We start from the raw sequence: 17686 nt of genomic DNA on the forward strand, positions 1-17686 counted from the left end.
TATGCTATAAAAATAATAGCAAAACAGGCCTTTCCCGCAGTGCAGCAAATGACCGAGAATGACTCCATGAACTGGCTCGACGAAGTGAAATGGGATGCGCAGGGCCTAGTGCCCGCCATCGCGCAGGAGGCGGCCACGGGCGATGTGCTCATGTTCGCGTGGATGGACCGCGAGGCCCTGGCCAAGACGGCCGAACTGGGGCGCGCGGTGTATTTCAGCCGCTCGCGCGGCAAGCTGTGGTTCAAGGGCGAGGAGTCGGGCCACGTGCAGACGGTGCACGAGATCCGCCTGGACTGCGACAACGACGTGGTGTTGCTCAAGGTGACGCAGCTCGGCCACGAGCCGGGCATCGCCTGCCACACCGGCCGCCACAGCTGTTTTTTCAGCGTGCTTAAGGACGGCGCCTGGCAGGCGGTCGATCCGGTCTTGAAAGACCCCGAGTCCATCTACAAATAACGGCAATGCCCATGACCATTCCCCTCACCGACGCCCCGGCCGCTCCGCAGGCCCGTCCGTCCGAAGACGCGCTCGCGCGGCTGGCCGCCGTGATCGAAAGCCGCAAGCCCGCCCATGGCGGCGATGCCGACAAGAGCTACGTGGCGCGGCTGCTACACAAGGGACCGGACGCCTTCCTCAAGAAGATCGGCGAGGAAGCCACCGAGGTCGTCATGGCCGCCAAGGACGTGGACCATGGCGCCGACCCATCCAAGCTGGTGTACGAAGTGGCCGACCTGTGGTTTCATTCCATGATCGCCCTCGCGCACTACGGCCTGACCCCGGCCGACGTGGTGGCCGAGCTGGAGCGCCGCGAGGGCACCAGCGGCATCGAGGAAAAATCCCTGCGCAAGGCCCTGGCCCGCGCCAACGACGAAGGAGCCAACGCGTGAGCGACATCATCGACGTGGAGCCGAACGAGCGGGCCGAATCGCTCAAGACCGTGGGTTGGATCAGCTACTTCCTGCACCTGATCGTCGCCGTCGGCGCCGTCATCCCTGGCGCGCAGCCCGGGGCCCTGCTGCTGGTCATCGCCCTGGTCATCGACCTGGTCAAGAAAAGCGATGCCGAAGGCACTTGGCAGGCCAGCCATTTCTCGTACCGCATCCGCACCGTCCTCTGGGCCGGCGTGCTCTACGTGGTGACCGCGCCGCTGTGGCTGCTGTTCATCGCGCCGGGCTGGATCGCCTGGGGCCTGATCTCCATCTGGTTCCTGTACCGCATCGTGCGCGGCATGGTGGCGATGAACAAGGGTCAGGCGATCGATGCCTGAGGCAGCGGCCCCCGCAGCGCCGCGGCGGCTCAACCTCGCCCTGCAGGGCGGCGGCTCGCACGGCGCGCTGACCTGGGGCGTGCTCGATGCGCTGCTGGAAGACGGGCGCTTCACGCTCGACGGCATCAGCGGCACGAGCGCGGGCGCCATGAACGCCGTGGCCCTGGCCCACGGCTTCGCGCTGGCCGCCAAGGCCCACCGGCATGCCAGCGCCGACGCGGCGCACCGCGCCGGCTGCGAGGCGGCGCGCGCTACGCTGCGGCGGCTGTGGGAAGGCGTGGGCGCCATGGGCAGCCTGCTGTGGGGCGTGCCGCTGGCCTCCAGCCCCTTCATGGGCATGATGACGCAGTGGCTCTCGCCCTACCAGACGAACCCGCTGGACATCAACCCGCTGCGCCGGCTGCTGGAGCGCGAGGTGGACTTCGACGTGCTGAGCGCCGCGCGCCACCCCCGCGTCTTCGTGTGCGCCACCAACGTGCGCACCGGGCGCGGCGAGATCTTCTCCGGCAAGGCCCTGAGCGCCGATGCCGTCATGGCCTCGGCCTGCCTGCCCCTCATGTTCAAGGCCGTGCAGATCGGCACCGAGCACTACTGGGACGGCGGCTACTCCGGCAACCCGGCCCTGTACCCGCTGATCTACAACACCGAGTGCAGCGACGTCCTGCTGGTGCAGATCAACCCCATCGAGCATGCCGAAGTGCCCGACACCGCCTCCGAGATCATGGAGCGCATGAACGAGGTCACCTTCAACGCCAGCCTGCTGGGCGAGATGCGCGCCATCGAGTTCGTGCGGCGCCTGCTGGCCGAGGGCAAGCTGGATGCGCGGCGCTACAAGAGCGTGCGCATGCACCGCATCGACGGCGGCTCGCTGCTGGCGGGCTTTGGCGCCTCGAGCAAGACGCGCGCGGACCTGCCGTTCATCCGCCAGCTGTTCGAGCTGGGCCGCACCGCGGGGCAGGGCTGGATCCAGGCCCACCAGGCCGACGTCGGCGTGCGGCCCACGGTGAACATGGCCGACAATGCCTGACCCGGCGCCTCCAGCCAGGCCCCGTTTTTTCAGTTCCACTCCACCTCCCTCCATGCAGCACGATTCGAACTGCCTTTTCTGCAAGATCATCGCGGGCCAGATCCCCTCCAGGAAGGTGTACGAGGACGAAGACATCTTCGCCTTCCACGACATCCACCCCTGGGCGCCCGTGCATTTTTTGATGGTGCCCAAGGAGCATGTGCATTCCATGGCCGGCGTGACCGAGGCCCATGCCGGCGTGCTGGGCCGCATGATGGCGCTGGCCCCGCGCCTGGCGCTGGAGCAGGGCTGCAATCCCTATCCGGAGGGCGGATTCCGCATCGTGGTGAACACGGGAGCCGAGGGCGGCCAGGAAGTGCACCACCTGCACGTGCACGTGATGGGCGGCCCCCGGCCCTGGCTCAAGGGCTGAACCGGCGGCCGCCGGGAAGGGCGTGGAGCCCGGGCGCCGCAGGGATATGAACTTCCCCGTCATGCGGCGGGTCTAGAATGGTCCGTATTCGTTAGGAGATTGACATGGGTTCGTTTTCCATCTGGCACTGGCTGATCGTGCTGCTGATCGTGGTGATGGTGTTCGGCACGAAGAAGCTCAAGAACATGGGCTCCGACCTGGGCGGCGCCGTCAAGGGGTTCAAGGACGGCATGAAGGACGGCTCCGCGAGCGACGTGCCGCCGGCCACGCCCCCCGCAGGGCAGGTCGTCAACCACACCGCCGCCGACCCCAAGGGCACCACCATCGACGTCGAAGCCAAGCACAAGGGCTAAAGCCCCGCGGGCCCTGCTTCCATGATTGATATTGGCCTGTCCAAAATGGCGCTGATCGGCGCCGTGGCGCTGATCGTCATCGGCCCCGAGAAGCTGCCGCGCGTGGCGCGCACCGTCGGCACGTTGCTGGGCAAGGCCCAGCGCTACGTGGCCGATGTGAAGTCCGAGGTCAACCGTTCCATGGAACTGGACGAGCTGCGCAAGATGAAGGAAACGATGGAAGGTGCCGCACGCGACGTGCACCAGAGCATCCACACCAGCGCCAGCGACTTCGAGAAAGACTGGAACAACGACTTTTCCGGCACCGCGTCCGGCACGGGCACCGACACCGGTGTGCCGTACGACGCGGCCGGCGACGCCAGCGTGGTGCCCGCGTACAAGCACCCCGGCAAGAACTGGCGCCTCAAGCGGGGCGCCACGCCGCAGTGGTACAAAGCCCGCAGCGGCGTGCGCACCAAGGCCCAGTCGGGCGCGGCGCGCGTGGCCCGCTTTCGGCCCCAGAAATTCCATTGATGGCTGCGCACCCCGCGCAGCCACCCGCGCGGGTGCAATGCCCGCCCCTCCTGCACCATGTCCGAAACCCCCACTAAAGAAGACGAGCTGGCCGGCACCGAACAGCCGTTCGTGCAGCACCTCATGGAGCTGCGCGACCGCCTGGTCAAGGCGCTGATCGCCATCGGCATCGCCGCGGGCATCCTGTTCCTGTACCCCGGCCCGGGCGCGCTCTACGACCTGCTGGCCGCGCCCCTGGTGGCGCACCTGCCCAAGGGCGCCACGCTGATCGCCACCTCGGTGATCTCGCCGTTCATGGTGCCGCTCAAGATTTTGCTGATGTCGGCCTTCCTGCTGGCACTGCCCGTGGTGCTGTGGCAGGTGTGGGCCTTCGTGGCGCCGGGCCTGTATTCGCACGAGAAGAAGCTGGTGCTGCCGCTGGTGGTCTCCAGCACGCTGCTGTTCCTGGTGGGCGTGGCGTTCTGCTACTTCTTCGTGTTCGGGCAGGTTTTCGCCTTCATCCAGGGCTTCGCGCCCAAGAGCATCACCGCCGCGCCTGACATCGAGGCGTACCTGAGCTTCGTGCTCACCATGTTCCTCGCGTTCGGCCTGTCGTTCGAGGTGCCGATCGTCGTGATCGTGCTGGCGCGCATGGGGCTGGTCAGCGTGGAAAAGCTCAAGGGCTTTCGCGGCTATTTCATCGTGCTGGCCTTCATCATCGCCGCCGTGGTCACCCCGCCCGACGTGGTGTCCCAGCTGGCCCTGGCCGTGCCGATGTGCCTGCTCTACGAACTGGGCATCTGGGCGGCGCAGCTCTTCATCCGCCACACCAAGGCGCCCGAGGACGAACAGGCGCAGGAACCCACCTGACATCGGATCGGGCGGCTGGGCAACGCCTGCGCGGCGTGCCTTGCGCGCCGCGGTCCGGTCGCATCGCCGATGGCAGGGCGTGATCGGGTGATCGATCCTTCATGGCGGCGCTGATGCCGCGCCAGGGTTTGCCTGCAGTGCGCTCCACGGCCTGTTCGATGGCCTGATCCGCGCCGGATGTTCACGTCGCGCAGGCGAGCCTTCAAGACCACGGCGCTACCCATGGGCCGCCCGCAAGGCCCCATGCATCGCCCACCCGTTTCAATCGTGTCCCGCGGCGGAGCCCCCGGGACAACGCCTCTTCAACGCTGTGGCTGAGGTGCCCGCTGCGGCCGGGGCCGGGTTCCGGGCACCACCTCCAGCTCCACCTGCGAATCGCCGCGCTGCAGCTGGAACGTGGCGGGCGTGCCGGGCTTGAGCGAGGCCACGGCGGTCAGCAAGGCGGAGACGCTGGCGGTCGGCTTGTCCTGCACCTGCACGATCACGTCACCCGGGCGCATGCCGGCGCGGGCGGCGGGGCCGTCCTGCAGCACGCCGGTGATGATCACGCCCTCGGAGGCCTTCACGCCGAAGGTCTGCGCCAGTTCGGGCGACAGTTCGTTCGGCTCCACGCCGATCCAGCCGCGCGTGACCTGCCCGTCCTTCACGATGCCGTCCAGCACCAGCTTGGCGGTGGACACGGGAATGGCGAAGCCGATGCCCATGCTGCCGCCCGAGCGCGAGTAGATGGCGGTGTTGATGCCCATCAGGTTGCCATTCACGTCCACCAGCGCGCCGCCCGAATTGCCGGGGTTGATGGCCGCATCGGTCTGGATGAAGTTCTCGAACGTGTTGATGCCCAACTGGCTGCGGCCCAGCGCGCTCACGATGCCGCTGGTGACCGTCTGCCCCACGCCGAACGGGTTGCCGATGGCCAGCACATGGTCGCCCACGGCGAGCTGGTCGGAGTTGCCCAGCACGATCACGGGCAGCTTGTCCAGCTGCACCTTCAGGATGGCCAGGTCGGTGTCCGGGTCGGTACCGATCACGGTGGCGCGCGTGCGGCGGCTGTCGGTCAGGGTGACCTCGATCTCGTCCGCGCCCTCGACCACGTGGTTGTTGGTCAGGATGTAGCCGTCCGGGCTGATGATCACGCCGCTGCCCAGGCCGGTCTGCGCCTGCTGCGTGCCCTGGTCGCCGAAGAAGAACTGGAACCACGGGTCGTTGCTGCGCGGGTGGCGCACGGCGGCCTTGCTGGTGTTGATGCTGACCACCGCCGGCGCGGCCTTGCGCGCCGCGGCGGCGAAGCTGCCGGGGGCGGGGGGCGCGGCCGGGGTGCTGGGCGCCTCAATCAGGGCCACCCCCGCGCCGCTGCGGGTCGCGCCGCGCCGCAGCCAGTCCGGCTGGAGGGTGGCGACGACGAAGTAGGCCGCGACGAGCACCGTCACGGTCTGGGAAAACAGCAGCCAAAAGCGCTTCATGGTGGGCAGGGAAGAAAACCGGGGGAAGGGCGATTGTCGCCAGTTTGGGCCGGACCTTGGGCGAACAAGGCCCCTGGCCCGTCAGCCCGGGGTCAGCCCCACGGGGGCGCCGCTCAGGGCAAACCCTTAAAATGCCGCAGCGACTGCCACCGCACCCCCCGTCCCGTTCTCCCCGCGCGGCCCGGCCCACCGGCCCCGCCGCCTGCAACACGCCCCATCCGGAATGCCTGCTGAACGTCGGCCGCGCACCGCGCCCGCGGTGCCGCGCAGTCCCGCCATCGATCTCTCCGGAACCTGCCCATGACTTCTCCTTCCCCCGCCGCCGGCGCCCTGGCCGCCGCGCCCCGCCGTCCGCTCACCCGCCACGACTACCAGACGCTGGGCCTGTCCGCCCTGGGCGGCACGCTCGAGTTCTACGACTTCGTCATCTACGTCTTCTTCGCCGCCGTGCTGGGCGGGCTGTTCTTCCCGGCCGACATGCCCGACTGGCTGCGCCAGCTGCAGACCTTCGGCATTTTCGCCGCCGGCTACCTGGCGCGCCCCGTGGGCGGCATCATCATTGCCCACTTCGGCGACAAGCTGGGCCGCAAGCGCATGTTCACGCTGTCGATCTTCCTGATGGCCATGCCCACGCTGGTCATCGGCCTGCTGCCCACCTACGCCAGCATCGGCGTGGCGGCGCCGCTGCTGCTGCTGGCCATGCGCGTGCTGCAGGGCGCGGCCATCGGCGGCGAGATGCCCGGGGCCTGGGTGTTCGTGGCCGAGCACGTGCCCGCCAACCGCTACGGCCTGGGCGTGGGCACGCTCACGGCCGGCATCACGGGCGGCATCCTGCTCGGGTCGCTGGTGGCGATCGGCATCAACCGCAGCTACGCGCCCGCCGAGGTGCAGGAATTCGCCTGGCGCATTCCGTTCATCCTGGGCGGCGTGTTCGGCCTGGTGTCGGTGTACCTGCGGCGCTTCCTGCACGAAACGCCCGTGTTCCAGGAGCTGGCCGCCCGCCGCGCCGTGGCGCGCGAACTGCCGGTCAAGACCGTGCTGCGCGACCACCGCGGCGCCATGCTGCTGGTGGCCCTGATGACCTGGGTGCTGTCCACCGCCATCGTGGTGGTGGTGCTCATCACGCCGACCTACCTGCAGAAGGTGTTCCACATCCCGCCACGCTGGCGCTGGAGGCCAACGCGGTCGCCACGCTCACGCTCACCATCGGCTGCGTACTCGTCGGCTGGGCCACGGACCGCTTCGGCACCCGCCCGGTGATGCTGGTGGGCTGGGGCGGCCTGGTGGTCACCACCTATCTGTTCTACACGGGCCTGCCGGGCACGCCGGCCACGCTGGTGTTCAACTACGGGCTCATCGGCCTGTTCGTGGGCTCGATCGCGCTGCTGCCCATCGTGGGCGTGCGGGCGTTTCCGCCCGAGGTGCGCTTCACCGGCCTGTCCTTCTCGTACAACATGGCCTATGCGGTGTTCGGCGGCATCACGCCCATCCTCATCACGCTGTGGCAGCAGCACGACGTGCTGGCCAATGCCCACTACGTGGCGGCCATGGGCGTGCTGGGGTTCGCGCTGGGCTTCGTGCCGCTGGCTTCGCGCGGCTGGCAGCCTTCGGCGCGCACGTAAAGGGGAAGAGGGCGCCAAGACCCGACACTCCGGAGCGTTCAAACGGAATCGCGTCTCGCTTGAGAATTGAGAATGAACGCAGTTTTTCAAAGCCTGCTGCGAATTTGCGGCGCCTTGGCTCTGGTGTTGTTCGGCCTCCTGGCTTTCGTCGCGGCCATGACGACCATGCCGGGGAGCTCACACCGGGGACCGCTTCCCGCCATGAGCGCCCAGGAATGGGAACTCTCAGTCCGGTTGCTCAGACACGTGACGGCCATTGCGTCCACCGAGCACAACCGCCGGCACGACGAAGCGCTGGAAGCCGCCTCCGCATACATCGAATCCGAACTCGCGGGCTCCGGCTTCGTGGTGCGGCGCGAGGAATTCAGCGTCGCTGGCAAGGTCGTGCGCAACTTGGAAGTCACCATTCCAAGCCCGTCGGCGCCGGGCCGCAGTGCCGTCGTCATTGGAGCGCACTACGACTCGGCCCAAGGAAGTCCAGGTGCCAATGACAACGGCACCGGTGCCGCAGCGGTGTTGGAACTGGCGAAGAGCCTGAAAGCTGGCGCTGAAACCGCGCGGTCAGACGTCGTCCTTGTCCTGTACACCAATGAAGAGCCCCCGTACTTTCGTACCTCACAGATGGGGAGCGTCGTTCATGCGAAAGGCGTGGTATCCCGGGGCATGACGGTCAAGGCCATGCTGTCGCTGGAGACGATGGGGTACTTTTCTGACGAACCGGATTCTCAAAAATATCCCTGGCCACTCAACCAGTTCTATCCCGGTCAGGGCGACTTCATCGGCTTCGTCGCGACCACTGCCGATTGGCGCCTCGTTCGCCGGGTCGTCCAATCGTTCCGCGCGCATGCGGCTTTTCCGTCCGAGGGAGTCGCCGCACCCAGATTCGTACCGGGCGTGGATTTTTCCGACCACGCTGCCTACCTGGACGAAGGCATACCGGCGCTGATGGTGACGGATACGGCCCCGTACCGGTATCCCTACTATCACACGGCCCAGGATACGCCGGACAAAGTCGACTTCGACAAATTGGCGCGCGTGGTGTCGGGCTTGAACGCTGTCGTGCGCGACCTGGTTGCGGGTGAGTAGGGTGCAGGCCGGAAACGGCCGGCTCGCGGTTTAGCGGTCCGGAAAACCGGCGAGGTGACGCTCTGCGACGTCGCACCTTGTTTGCTGCTCAAGGGTGTGCGTGGCCATGCGGGCATTCCCGCCCGAGGGGCGCTTCACCGGCCTGTCCTTCTCGTACAACATGGCCTATGCGGTGTCCGGGGGGCATCACGCCCATCCTCATCACGCTGCGGCAGCGGCATGACGTGTTGGCCAATGCCCACTACGTGGCGACCATGGGCGTGCTGGGGTTCGCGCTGGGCTTCATGCCGCTGGCCTCGCGTGGCTGGCAACCGGCCGGCGCACGGGACTGAGCCGGGAGCCGTGCAGGGGCCTGCCGGTGATTGCCTCCCGGGCGCCGCACCGCGCGCTCAGGCCGAGGTCGACGGGCTGTGCATCGCATCGGCCCATTCCTTCTGGATCAGCTGCTTGAATTCGCGGTACGTCCAGTCGGAGTCGGGCTTGAAGTGCTCGATGCGCTGCTCCTTGTCGTCGATGTAGTCGAAGAACTCGTAGTGCTGGCGGTCCTTGTTCGCATAGCGGTAGCACTGGATGGTGGCGCAGAAGTCGCCGCCGGGCCGGGGTGACGGGTTGCTCAGCCGGTGGATCTGGTAGTACTGCGGCGTGAGGAAGGTCACGTCGCCCGCGTGCGCGAGCATGTGGCCCCAGGAGGTTTCGTCCTGCGGGCTGAGGGTGCCGAACCACTCGATCAGGATCTGGCCGTGCAGCACCTTGATGATCGCGTTGGCCTGCCCGTGGTCGTGGATGGGCGAATGGCTGCCTGCTGGCCAGACCTCCAGCACGTAGGGCTGGCCTGGCGAGTCGCCCAGGTTGCCGTCCAGCGTGATGCGCAGGTAGCTGAAGCCGCCTTCGCCGCCCGCCTTCTTCTTGAGTTTCTCGAAGCACATCTTGCCCGGCGTGACGATTGAATACTGGATGGCCTGCGCGAACTCCGGGAAGTCCGGTGTTTCCAGGCGGATGTTCGGCCCCGCCACGTTGGCGTAGAGCAATTGGCATTCCTTGGGCAGGTTCTGCGCCACGCTGACGGTGTTCTCCGCGATGAGGTCCAGCGTGATTTCTTCCGGCCGGATGACGCGCGGCGCCGGGTCCAGATTGACTGGGATCGGCCGCAGCAGCAGGTGGGGGTGGTCGCCTGCGCCCCGCACCTCGACGTGCCGCAGCGTGGGCGCGAGCGCACCGAGGCCGAGCGGGTCGGAAGTTTCCGGGAAGGCGTATTCAAGCTGCATCAGATGCAGCAGCATTTCGCCCTTGCCGTAGCGCAGGCGCCGGTTGTTGCTGTCCAGGCTGAGCCAGTACGACTGGTTCGCCGAGGGCTGCAGCAGGGCTTTCGGGGCGGTGCTGCGGGCGAGCTCGAAGCGCTCTCCGTTCTTTTCGACCCAGAGCACGGCGCAGGCCGCATCCACCGTCAGGCCGCAGGCGCCGGCCGGGTGCTTGCCGGGCTTGGCCGGCCGCAGGGCGATGGTGAGCGAGCGTGTGCCCGAATCGGCGGGCAGGCGCACGGAGGCGGTGCCCTGGCCGGTGATCCGGAAATCGGCCTGGGAGGCGTCCTGGGAGACGAGGTGGAGCTTGATCGGCGAGACGGTGGAGGCGGGCTGTGCGGAGGGCATGGCTTGGCGTGGGGGAATGGAGGGATGGGTGGGGGGCTGCGGAATGGGGCGGTGCGGGCGTGCGGGGCGGCAGCGCGCGTGCATGGGTGCATGCGTGCGCACGGCTTCCGGGGGCCCGGAAAGTGTCGGTGCTGGTGGTGTTTCCCTCCCTGTCGTGGCGCCGCCTGGTTGGCGGTCTGTGCGTCGGTGTTGCGTGCTTCGGTCTGCGGTGCGGCACTGTGCCGGCCTGGCGCGCGCCCTGCCACAATGGCCCGCATGACGGCCTCTTTTGTACCTTCTTTCACGCACGACTCCACCCCCGGGGTTTCCCGGCACGACCTGCAGCGCGCGTTCGACACCCTGCTGCAGCCCGAGCGTTTCAAGGACTACGGCCCCAATGGGCTGCAGGTGGAGGGTAAGGACCGCATCGCGCGCATCGTGAGCGGCGTGACGGCCAGCCGGGCGTTGATCGATGCGGCCATCGAGGACGGGGCCGATGCGATCTTCGTGCACCACGGCCTGTTCTGGCGCGGGCAGGACGGCCGCGTGACGGGCTGGATGAAGCAGCGGCTGCAGCGCCTGCTGGCCCACGACATCAACCTGTTCGCCTACCATCTGCCGCTGGATGCGCACGCCGAGCTGGGCAACAACGCGCAGCTGGGCCGCATGCTCGGCGTGGCCGCCGATGCGCGCTTCGGCGAGCAGGACCTGGGCTTCGCCGGTCCCGCGGAGTTCGCCGATGCGCACGCCCTGGCCCGCCATGCGGAGAGCGTGCTCGGTCGCGCCGTGACGCTGGTGGCGCCCGAGCCGCGCCCGATCCGGAGGCTGGCCTGGTGCACGGGCGGGGCGCAGGGCTATTTCGAGGGGGCGATCGCCGCCGGGGCCGACGCCTTCGTCACCGGCGAGATCTCCGAGCCGCAGGCCCACCTGGCGCGCGAGACGGGCGTGGCCTTCATCGCGGCGGGGCACCACGCCACCGAGCGCTACGGCGCTCCCGCCGTGGCCGAACGGGTGGCCGCGCAACTGGGCATTGCCCACCGGTTCATCGAGATCGACAACCCGGCGTGAAGGGGTTTGCTATTTAATTGATAGCGTAATGCCCTAGTACTGATTGTGCTGGAGGGCTGCGGAAGGTATGGTCGCCGACTCCATTCATGAGATCGGTCTGCCTACCGGCTTCGCAGGCTTTGCAGGCGCTCCTCAGCCAAAGCCGCTTTCCCCGGAGTTCGTACGAGACAGCTCATTGGCCCACCACCTTTTCTCCGTGCAGCACGTCGTTCATCCAGCGCGGATCGGTCGGTAAGACAAAGCCTGCGGGTGCATAGCCAACGAACTTGCCGTCATCCTCCCACTTCTTCATCTTGCGGGTGAACTCTGCGGGGTAGTCCCTCGCGCTGCATGCGATGTTGCTCCATGGATCGCACACGTACACGTCTGCAGGCCATGTCCTCATGTCTGCAGGCAAGGGGTTCGATGCGCGACCGATGACGGCAACGTCATGGGCAACACTTTGGTCATCGCCGCCGAGTTCAAGAATCTGCGCAGCCAATCCACGTTCTTCAAGGTGATGCACTGCCAGAAGCGCCAATTCCTGGCACTGATGGGCGTTCCCTTGCTTGGCAGCCTGAAGTGGATCAGGCTTGGCACGCATGCGTTCGACCTCCAGCGTGGCTTGTTCCTGCCGGGCCTGTTCTTCCGCCCCGCCGTTTCCATTGACCTTATTGCCGGACTTCAGGTTCGGTCGGTAGTAAGTGTCCCGCACGAAATTCAGGACATCGGTCACTGCAGCTTTTGCTTCGGATGGGCTCAGGCGCTGCGCGGAAGACAGTACCGCCGTGCGTTGCCTTTGAAAAGCGGAAGTTTCTGCGTTGTAGGTGCCCTGTCGATGGGGACTCAATCCACTCAAATGGCTACCGCCTTGGCCCGTTGTGCGCGCCTGGGCACTGCGACCAGTCGCGGCAGGCAAATGCTGGGTCCTCGAATCCATGTTGGGGCCATGCCGGTTGGAACCACTGCCCGATGTCGAAAAGCACAAGCCCATGACGCGCCTCCTGATCGTTGACTGCAACAGTCCATTTTGCGAGAGGCGTGATTTGCACCGAGGAAAAACGCGAAGATTCGTTTGTCAGCGCGAAGTGGAAGCTCGATGCTTTTAATCGGCACACCAGTGCGTTCAACGGGCAGGCCTGCCCTCAAAAGCAGACGCCTTCTACATGACCCGCCCGTACCACCACACCGACAGCGCGGCCGCCAGCAGCATGAACACCGCGCCGGCCATCGCGAACAGGGCGGACACCTCGGTTTCCTTCTTCTCCACCGTGAGGCGCGAGCTGAGTGTCTCGTACACCTTCTGCAGGTCGGCCGCCGTGGCGGCGTGGAAGTATTCGGCGTTGGTGCGCAGGGCCACGGCCTTGAGCGTGTCCTCGTCCAGGCGCACGCGCATGGACCAGCCTTCGAACCCGATCGTCTCGCCGGCCACCGTGCCCACGCCCACGGTGTACACGCGCACGCCGCGGTCGGCGGCCCACTGGGCGGCCTCGAGCGGGTCCACGCCCGTGGTGCGCTGGCCGTCGGTCAGCATGATGATGGCGGCCGAGGTGTAGGAGCCGGGCGCCACGGGTGTGAAAGGCTTCCTGCCCTGCGCCCGGCCCACCTCGTCGATGGGCTGCGAGCGCATGGCCTGCCGCCCGCCCAGGGCGGCGATGTCGATGCCCGAGTCGGGGAACAGCGTGGCCAGCGACAGCAGGATGCCGTTGCCCGTCGCCGTGCCGCGCTGCAGCTGGAAGCTGTCGATGGCCTTCACCAGGTCCTCGTGGTTCTGCGTGGGCAGCTGCGCCAGCTGGGCGCTGCCGGCGAACGCCACCACGCCCACGCGCACGTGGCGCGGCAGGTCGGCGATGAAGGCCTTGGCGGCGTTCTGCGCGGCGGTGATGCGGTCGGGCAGCACGTCGGCGGCGCGCATGCTGCCCGAGACGTCCATGGCCAGCATGATGGTCTGCTGCTGCGAGGGCAGGGTGATGACGGCCAGCGGGCGCGCCGCGGCCAGCAGCAGCGCGGCCAGCCCCAGCAGGAACAGGGCGGGCGGCACATGGCGCCGCCAGGTCGTGCGCGCGCCCAGGGCCTCGCGCACCAGCGCAAGGCTGGGGTAGTGCAGGGCGGTGGCCCGGCGCCGGCGCAGCAGCCACACGTAGAGCAGCACCAGCACCGGCAGCGCGATCAGCAGCCAGAGGAACGTGGGCCAGAGAAAGACCATGGTGCAGCGGCTCCTACTTGTTCTGTCTACGCGGCCCGGGCGGCAGCGCCCGCGACGGTGGGGGAGGCCGGGGCGCGGTAGGCGGGCTTGGCCGGCTGGCGTCCGCGCAGCTCCATGAAGCGCACCAGGGCGTCCAGCAGGTCGTCGCCGGTGGCCAGCTCCAGCGTGTCGGCCCCGGCCCGCGCGAGCGATTCGCGCAGGGCGGCCTCGCGCTGCGCGGCCAGGCGGGCGAAGCGGTGGCGAAAGGCATTGTCGCGCGTGTCCACCTGCAGCTGGTCGCCGGTCTCGGGGTCGCGCAGGGTGACCAGGCCCACGTCGGGCAGTTCCAGCTCCAGCGGGTCGAGCAGGCGCACGGCGACGACGTCGTGGCGCTGCGCGAGCTGGGCCAGCGGCTTTTCCCAGCCGGGCGCGGTGATGAAGTCCGACACCACGAACACCGCCGAGCGCCGCCGCACGGTGCCCAGGGCCGTGCCCAGCAGGTGCGACAGGTCGGTGGCGCCGGGCGGCGCCGCAGCGGGCCCGGGCACCTGCAGCAGGCGGTGCAGCAGGTGCAGCACATGGGCGCGGCTGGCGCGCGGCGGCAGGATGGCGTCCACGCCCGGAGCCCGCGCTGCACCGGCGGGCGCAGGGGAGGGGGCGGCCGCGGCCGCGGCAACCGCACCGTACAGCATGGCGCCCACGCGGTTGCCGTGGCGCGTGAGCAGGCGCGCCAGCACGGCCACGAAGCCGGCCAGGATGTCGCGCTTGGCCTGCCCCGGCGGGCCGAAGTCCAGCGACGGGCTCAGGTCCAGCAGAAACCAGGCGGCCATCTCGCGGTCCTCGGAGAACACGCGCACGTGCGGCACGGCGAGCCGCGCGGTCACGTTCCAGTCGATGTGGCGCACGTCATCGTGCGGCTGGTACTCGCGCAGGTCGGCCAGGTCCAGCCCACCGCCGCGCAGCAGCGTGCGGTAGTCGCCCTGCAGCAGGCCGTCGAGCCGGCGGATCACCGTCCACTCGAGCTGGCGCAGCAGCCGCTCGGCCTGGCCGGGCAGCGCCGCTGCGCTTGCGGCCGGCGGGGCGGCGTCAGGCGCGCTGCGGCTCATGGCGGGCCCCGTCCTGGGCGTCGTGGTGCAGCGGCCGGGGTGGCGCGGGCAGGTGGGCCATGAGCTGGCCGATGAGGGCGTCGGCGTCCAGCCCGTCCGACAGCGCTTCGTACGACAGCGTGATGCGGTGGCGCAGGACGTCGGGCGCGAGGTCGGCCATGTCCTCGGGCAGCACATAGGCGCGCCCGCGCAGCATGGCCAGGGCCCGCGCGCCCTCGGCCAGGTGGATAGTGGCGCGGGGGCTGGCGCCGCAGGCGATGCGCGGCGCCAGGCCGGGCAGGCCGTACTGGGCCGGCGCGCGCGTGGCGGCCACCAGGCGCACGGCGTACTGCAGCAGCGACGGGTCCACGTAGACCGTGCGGCACTCGGCCTGCAGCGCGGCGAGCTGGCCGGTGGTGGCCACGGCGGCCACCTGCACGGCGGGCGCGAGCGCGCGCTGGGCAATCACAAACTCTTCCTCTTCGCTTGGGTAGCCCACGAGCACCTTCATCATGAAGCGGTCCACCTGCGCCTCGGGCAGCGCGTAGGTGCCCTCGGTCTCGATGGGGTTCTGCGTGGCCATCACCAGAAAGGGCTCGGGCACGCGGTGCGTCTCGCCCGCGATGGTCACCTGGCGCTCCTGCATCACCTCCAGCAGCGCGCTCTGCACCTTGGCGGGCGCGCGGTTGATCTCGTCGGCCAGCAGCAGATTGGTGAACACGGGGCCGCGCGTGGTGCTGAACTCGCCCGTGCGCTGGTTGTACATGCGCGTGCCCACCAGATCGGCGGGCACCAGGTCGGGCGTGAACTGGATGCGCTTGAACTGGCCCTGCACGGTGCTGGCCAGGGTCTTGACGGTGAGCGTCTTGGCCAGGCCGGGCACGCCCTCGACCAGCAAGTGGCCCTGCGACAGCATGGCCACCATCACGCGCTCCAGGAAGCGGTCCTGCCCGACCACGACGCGCTTGACCTCGTAGAGGATCTGCTCCATCAGCGTGGCGGTGCCGGAGGGCTGCGAAGGGGTGTCCATGGGGCGGGCTCCGAAATGTGGGGGGCGGATGGTGGAGGGGATCATCTTTGGCTAGAACGGAGGCATGCCGACGGCGGCCGCCGCGTTCTCGATGGGCACGGCGAAGCCGATGCCGATGAAGGTGCGCGCGGGCGTGGGGTTCAGGATGGCGGTGACGATGCCGACCACTTCGCCGTCGAGCGTGACCAGCGGCCCGCCCGAGTTGCCCGGGTTGGCCGCGGCGTCGAACTGGATCAGGTGCTGCAGCTCGCGCTTGCCCTCGGGCGAATCGAACTCGCGCTCCAGCCCCGACACCACGCCGGCCGAGGCCGAGGGCCCGATGCCGAACGGAAAGCCCACCGCCACCACCGGGTCGCCCGGGCGCAGGTTCTGCGTGGAGCGCAGCGGGGCGGCCACCAGGTCGTCGGGAATCTTGTGGGCCTGCAGCACCGCCAGGTCGTTCTCGGGCTGCACGCCGGTGACGCTGGCGCCGGCCTCCATGCCGTCGGAGAACGTGATCTGCACGCGCGTGGTGCCCTGCACCACGTGCAGGTTGGTGAGGATGACGCCCTTGTCCAGGATCACCACGCCGGTGCCGATGCCGCGCTCGACCTCCTTGCCCTTCTTGGTGCGGGCGTAGCCCACCACGCGCACCACCGAGGGCGCGATGGTCTGCACCGCGCGCGCCGTGGCCGCGGGCAGGGGCTGGGTCTCCAGTGTGCGCAGCACGGCGGCGTCGATGTCCTTTTGCGTGAGGGGCGGGGCGGACGGGCGCTGGCCCATCCAGACACTGGCAGCCAGCAGCACCGACAGCAGGGCGATGGCGGCCCACAGGGCACGCTGGTGCAGGCGTGAGGCCGCGCGCATTGGGCGATCGCCCGTGGGGGCGGCCGTGGCAGAAAAGGTCTCGGGCGCCTGCGCGGCTTCGGCGGCGAGCCCGGCGCCGGGGCGTGGCGCGGCGCCGGCCGGGCCACGCGGTGCGGCCGGGTGCGGTGCCGCCTCGGGGGCGCTGCGGCGGTCGGAGCGGGAGCTGCTGTAGCGGGGTGGCCTGGGCATGCTGACACCTCTGGAAGCGGGCGCGCCACGGGCGGGCGGCGGCGGAGCGTTCACGGTAGCACGGAAAAGCCCGCCGCGCATGTGACAGGGCGTATCGGCGCGGGCCATGGCGCCCGCAGGGCCTGCCGCCTCGGGCATCATCCGCGCATGCACACCTGGATCGACACCCACTGCCATCTGGACGAGTTCGAGGCGCATGCCGGGCCCGCGCACCTGGCCCAGGTCCGCGCCGAGGCCGCGCGCGCCGGTGTCGCGCACTGCGTGCTGCCGGCGGTGGAACTGGGCAACCTGGACGCCGTGCGCCGCCTGGCGCACCAGCATGGCGATAGCTACGCGCTCGGCATCCACCCGCTGTTCACCGGCCGCGCGGGCGATGGCGACGTGGACACGCTGGCCGGGGCGCTGCAGACCCACCACGCCGACCCGCGCCTGGTCGCCATCGGCGAGATCGGCCTCGATTACTTCGTGCCCACGCTGGACGGCCCGCGGCAGGAGCGCTTTTACCGGGCGCAACTGCAGCTGGCGCAGCGCTTCGACCTGCCGGTGATCCTGCATGTGCGGCGCTCGTCGGACAAGGTGCTCAAGGGCCTGCGCGAGCGGCCGGTGCGCGGCGGCATCGCCCATGCCTTCAACGGCAGCCTGCAGCAGGCCCAGGCGTTCATCGCCATGGGCTTCAAGCTCGGTTTCGGCGGGGCGGTCACGTTCGACCGCGCGCTGCAGCTGCGCCGGCTGGCGGCGGAGTTGCCGCTCGAATCGCTGGTGCTGGAGACCGATGCCCCCGACATTCCACCGCATTGGCTCTATGTGACCGCCGCCCAGCGGGCCGACGGCGCACCGCCCGCGCGCAATGCGCCGGGCGAGCTGCCCCGCATCGCCGAGGTGGTGGCCGGGCTGCGCGGCATGCCGGTGGCGGAGCTGGCGCAGGCCACGCGGGCCAACGCCTGTGCGGCGCTGCCGCGGCTTGGGGCGCTGCTGGCGATCTGAGCCTTTTTGGCCGCCAGTGCAATTGATACTAGGGCATGTTGCTATGATATTGATAGTAATCCGCAGCTTCGCCGTGCGCCCTGGCCCGGTCTCGCGACACCGCTGG

General features: G+C 68.9%; 18 protein-coding genes and 2 pseudogenes. 13 read left to right on the forward strand and 7 right to left on the reverse strand.

Going from position 1 to position 17686, the window contains the following annotated elements; all coding sequences use genetic code 11:
* Positions 1 to 48: 48 nt before the first annotated feature.
* The 8 genes from hisI (at position 49) to tatC (ending at position 4421) form a co-directional block, all read left to right on the forward strand.
* Entirely contained in the window at positions 49 to 456 is a 408-nt protein-coding gene (gene hisI / locus AVTE2539_RS12485; protein ID WP_487090342.1) for a phosphoribosyl-AMP cyclohydrolase, read from the forward strand.
* A gap of 11 nt (positions 457 to 467) precedes the next feature.
* Positions 468 to 887 carry a phosphoribosyl-ATP diphosphatase gene (locus AVTE2539_RS12490; RefSeq protein WP_284396774.1) on the forward strand — a complete coding sequence of 140 codons (420 nt, stop codon included), beginning with the start codon at positions 468 to 470 and terminating at the stop codon, positions 885 to 887.
* On the forward strand, positions 884 to 1267 hold the full coding sequence (locus tag AVTE2539_RS12495; protein ID WP_272567628.1) for a DUF4870 family protein: 384 nt from the start codon (positions 884 to 886) through the stop codon (positions 1265 to 1267). The genes AVTE2539_RS12490 and AVTE2539_RS12495 overlap by 4 nt, the downstream gene beginning before the upstream one ends.
* Positions 1260 to 2294, forward strand: coding sequence for a patatin-like phospholipase family protein (locus AVTE2539_RS12500; protein WP_284411029.1), 1035 nt, complete (start codon positions 1260 to 1262; stop codon positions 2292 to 2294). Before AVTE2539_RS12495 ends, AVTE2539_RS12500 begins: the two co-directional genes overlap by 8 nt.
* A 52-nt stretch (positions 2295 to 2346) precedes the next feature.
* Positions 2347 to 2706 carry a histidine triad nucleotide-binding protein gene (locus tag AVTE2539_RS12505; protein ID WP_284411031.1) on the forward strand — a complete coding sequence of 120 codons (360 nt, stop codon included), beginning with the start codon at positions 2347 to 2349 and terminating at the stop codon, positions 2704 to 2706.
* A 104-nt stretch (positions 2707 to 2810) separates the two neighbouring features.
* Positions 2811 to 3059: a Sec-independent protein translocase subunit TatA gene (gene tatA, locus AVTE2539_RS12510; protein WP_284396782.1), complete on the forward strand. Its 249-nt coding sequence runs from the start codon at positions 2811 to 2813 to the stop codon at positions 3057 to 3059.
* A 21-nt stretch (positions 3060 to 3080) separates the two neighbouring features.
* Complete coding sequence (gene tatB, locus AVTE2539_RS12515) at positions 3081 to 3572, forward strand: Sec-independent protein translocase protein TatB (protein WP_284396785.1); 492 nt, start codon at positions 3081 to 3083, stop codon at positions 3570 to 3572.
* A 57-nt stretch (positions 3573 to 3629) separates the two neighbouring features.
* The gene (gene tatC / locus AVTE2539_RS12520) at positions 3630 to 4421 is read left to right on the forward strand and encodes a twin-arginine translocase subunit TatC (RefSeq protein WP_272567636.1); all 792 of its coding nucleotides are present in this window, start codon (positions 3630 to 3632) and stop codon (positions 4419 to 4421) included.
* Between the two features lie 302 nt (positions 4422 to 4723).
* On the opposite strand, the gene AVTE2539_RS12525 is transcribed toward tatC, so the two are convergent.
* Positions 4724 to 5881, reverse strand: coding sequence for a S1C family serine protease (locus AVTE2539_RS12525; RefSeq protein WP_272567637.1), 1158 nt, complete (start codon positions 5879 to 5881; stop codon positions 4724 to 4726).
* Positions 5882 to 6181: 300 nt separating this feature from the next.
* Between AVTE2539_RS12525 and AVTE2539_RS12530 the strand changes: the two are divergent.
* From AVTE2539_RS12530 to AVTE2539_RS12540, 3 genes and pseudogenes are all read left to right on the forward strand, one after another.
* Positions 6182 to 7503, forward strand: a pseudogene (locus AVTE2539_RS12530) (MFS transporter).
* A 72-nt stretch (positions 7504 to 7575) separates the two neighbouring features.
* Positions 7576 to 8589, forward strand: a complete 1014-nt coding sequence (locus AVTE2539_RS12535) for a M28 family peptidase (protein WP_284411034.1) — start codon at positions 7576 to 7578, stop codon at positions 8587 to 8589.
* 100 nt (positions 8590 to 8689) lie between these two features.
* Positions 8690 to 8921 (forward strand): annotated as a pseudogene (locus AVTE2539_RS12540) (MFS transporter); the annotation flags it as partial.
* Positions 8922 to 8978: 57 nt separating this feature from the next.
* Here the strand turns inward: AVTE2539_RS12540 and AVTE2539_RS12545 are convergent.
* Entirely contained in the window at positions 8979 to 10235 is a 1257-nt protein-coding gene (locus AVTE2539_RS12545) for a cysteine dioxygenase (protein ID WP_284396799.1), read from the reverse strand.
* 255 nt (positions 10236 to 10490) lie between these two features.
* On the opposite strand from AVTE2539_RS12545, the gene AVTE2539_RS12550 reads away from it, so the two are divergent.
* Positions 10491 to 11282, forward strand: a complete 792-nt coding sequence (locus AVTE2539_RS12550; RefSeq protein WP_284411036.1) for a Nif3-like dinuclear metal center hexameric protein — start codon at positions 10491 to 10493, stop codon at positions 11280 to 11282.
* Between the two features lie 172 nt (positions 11283 to 11454).
* Here the strand turns inward: AVTE2539_RS12550 and AVTE2539_RS12555 are convergent, their stop codons facing one another.
* The 5 genes from AVTE2539_RS12555 to AVTE2539_RS12575 form a co-directional block, all read right to left on the reverse strand.
* Positions 11455 to 11997 carry a hypothetical protein gene (locus tag AVTE2539_RS12555; protein WP_284411038.1) on the reverse strand — a complete coding sequence of 181 codons (543 nt, stop codon included), beginning with the start codon at positions 11995 to 11997 and terminating at the stop codon, positions 11455 to 11457.
* Positions 11998 to 12423: 426 nt separating this feature from the next.
* Positions 12424 to 13467 carry a VWA domain-containing protein gene (locus AVTE2539_RS12560; protein WP_284405154.1) on the reverse strand — a complete coding sequence of 348 codons (1044 nt, stop codon included), beginning with the start codon at positions 13465 to 13467 and terminating at the stop codon, positions 12424 to 12426.
* Between the two features lie 26 nt (positions 13468 to 13493).
* Complete coding sequence (locus AVTE2539_RS12565) at positions 13494 to 14552, reverse strand: DUF58 domain-containing protein (protein WP_284411040.1); 1059 nt, start codon at positions 14550 to 14552, stop codon at positions 13494 to 13496.
* A complete protein-coding gene (locus tag AVTE2539_RS12570) occupies positions 14533 to 15561 on the reverse strand; it encodes an AAA family ATPase (protein WP_284411042.1) in 1029 nt (342 codons plus the stop codon). Before AVTE2539_RS12570 ends, AVTE2539_RS12565 begins: the two co-directional genes overlap by 20 nt.
* Positions 15562 to 15612: 51 nt before the next feature.
* Positions 15613 to 16596 (reverse strand): S1C family serine protease, encoded by a 984-nt coding sequence (locus tag AVTE2539_RS12575; RefSeq protein ID WP_284411044.1) that lies wholly within the window; start codon positions 16594 to 16596, stop codon positions 15613 to 15615.
* A 147-nt stretch (positions 16597 to 16743) separates the two neighbouring features.
* On the opposite strand from AVTE2539_RS12575, the gene AVTE2539_RS12580 reads away from it, so the two are divergent.
* Positions 16744 to 17580: a TatD family hydrolase gene (locus tag AVTE2539_RS12580; RefSeq protein ID WP_284411046.1), complete on the forward strand. Its 837-nt coding sequence runs from the start codon at positions 16744 to 16746 to the stop codon at positions 17578 to 17580.
* Positions 17581 to 17686: the final 106 nt, after the last annotated feature.

This window comes from Acidovorax sp. SUPP2539 (genome assembly GCF_030158975.1).
Classification (GTDB): Bacteria; Pseudomonadota; Gammaproteobacteria; order Burkholderiales; family Burkholderiaceae_C; genus Paracidovorax.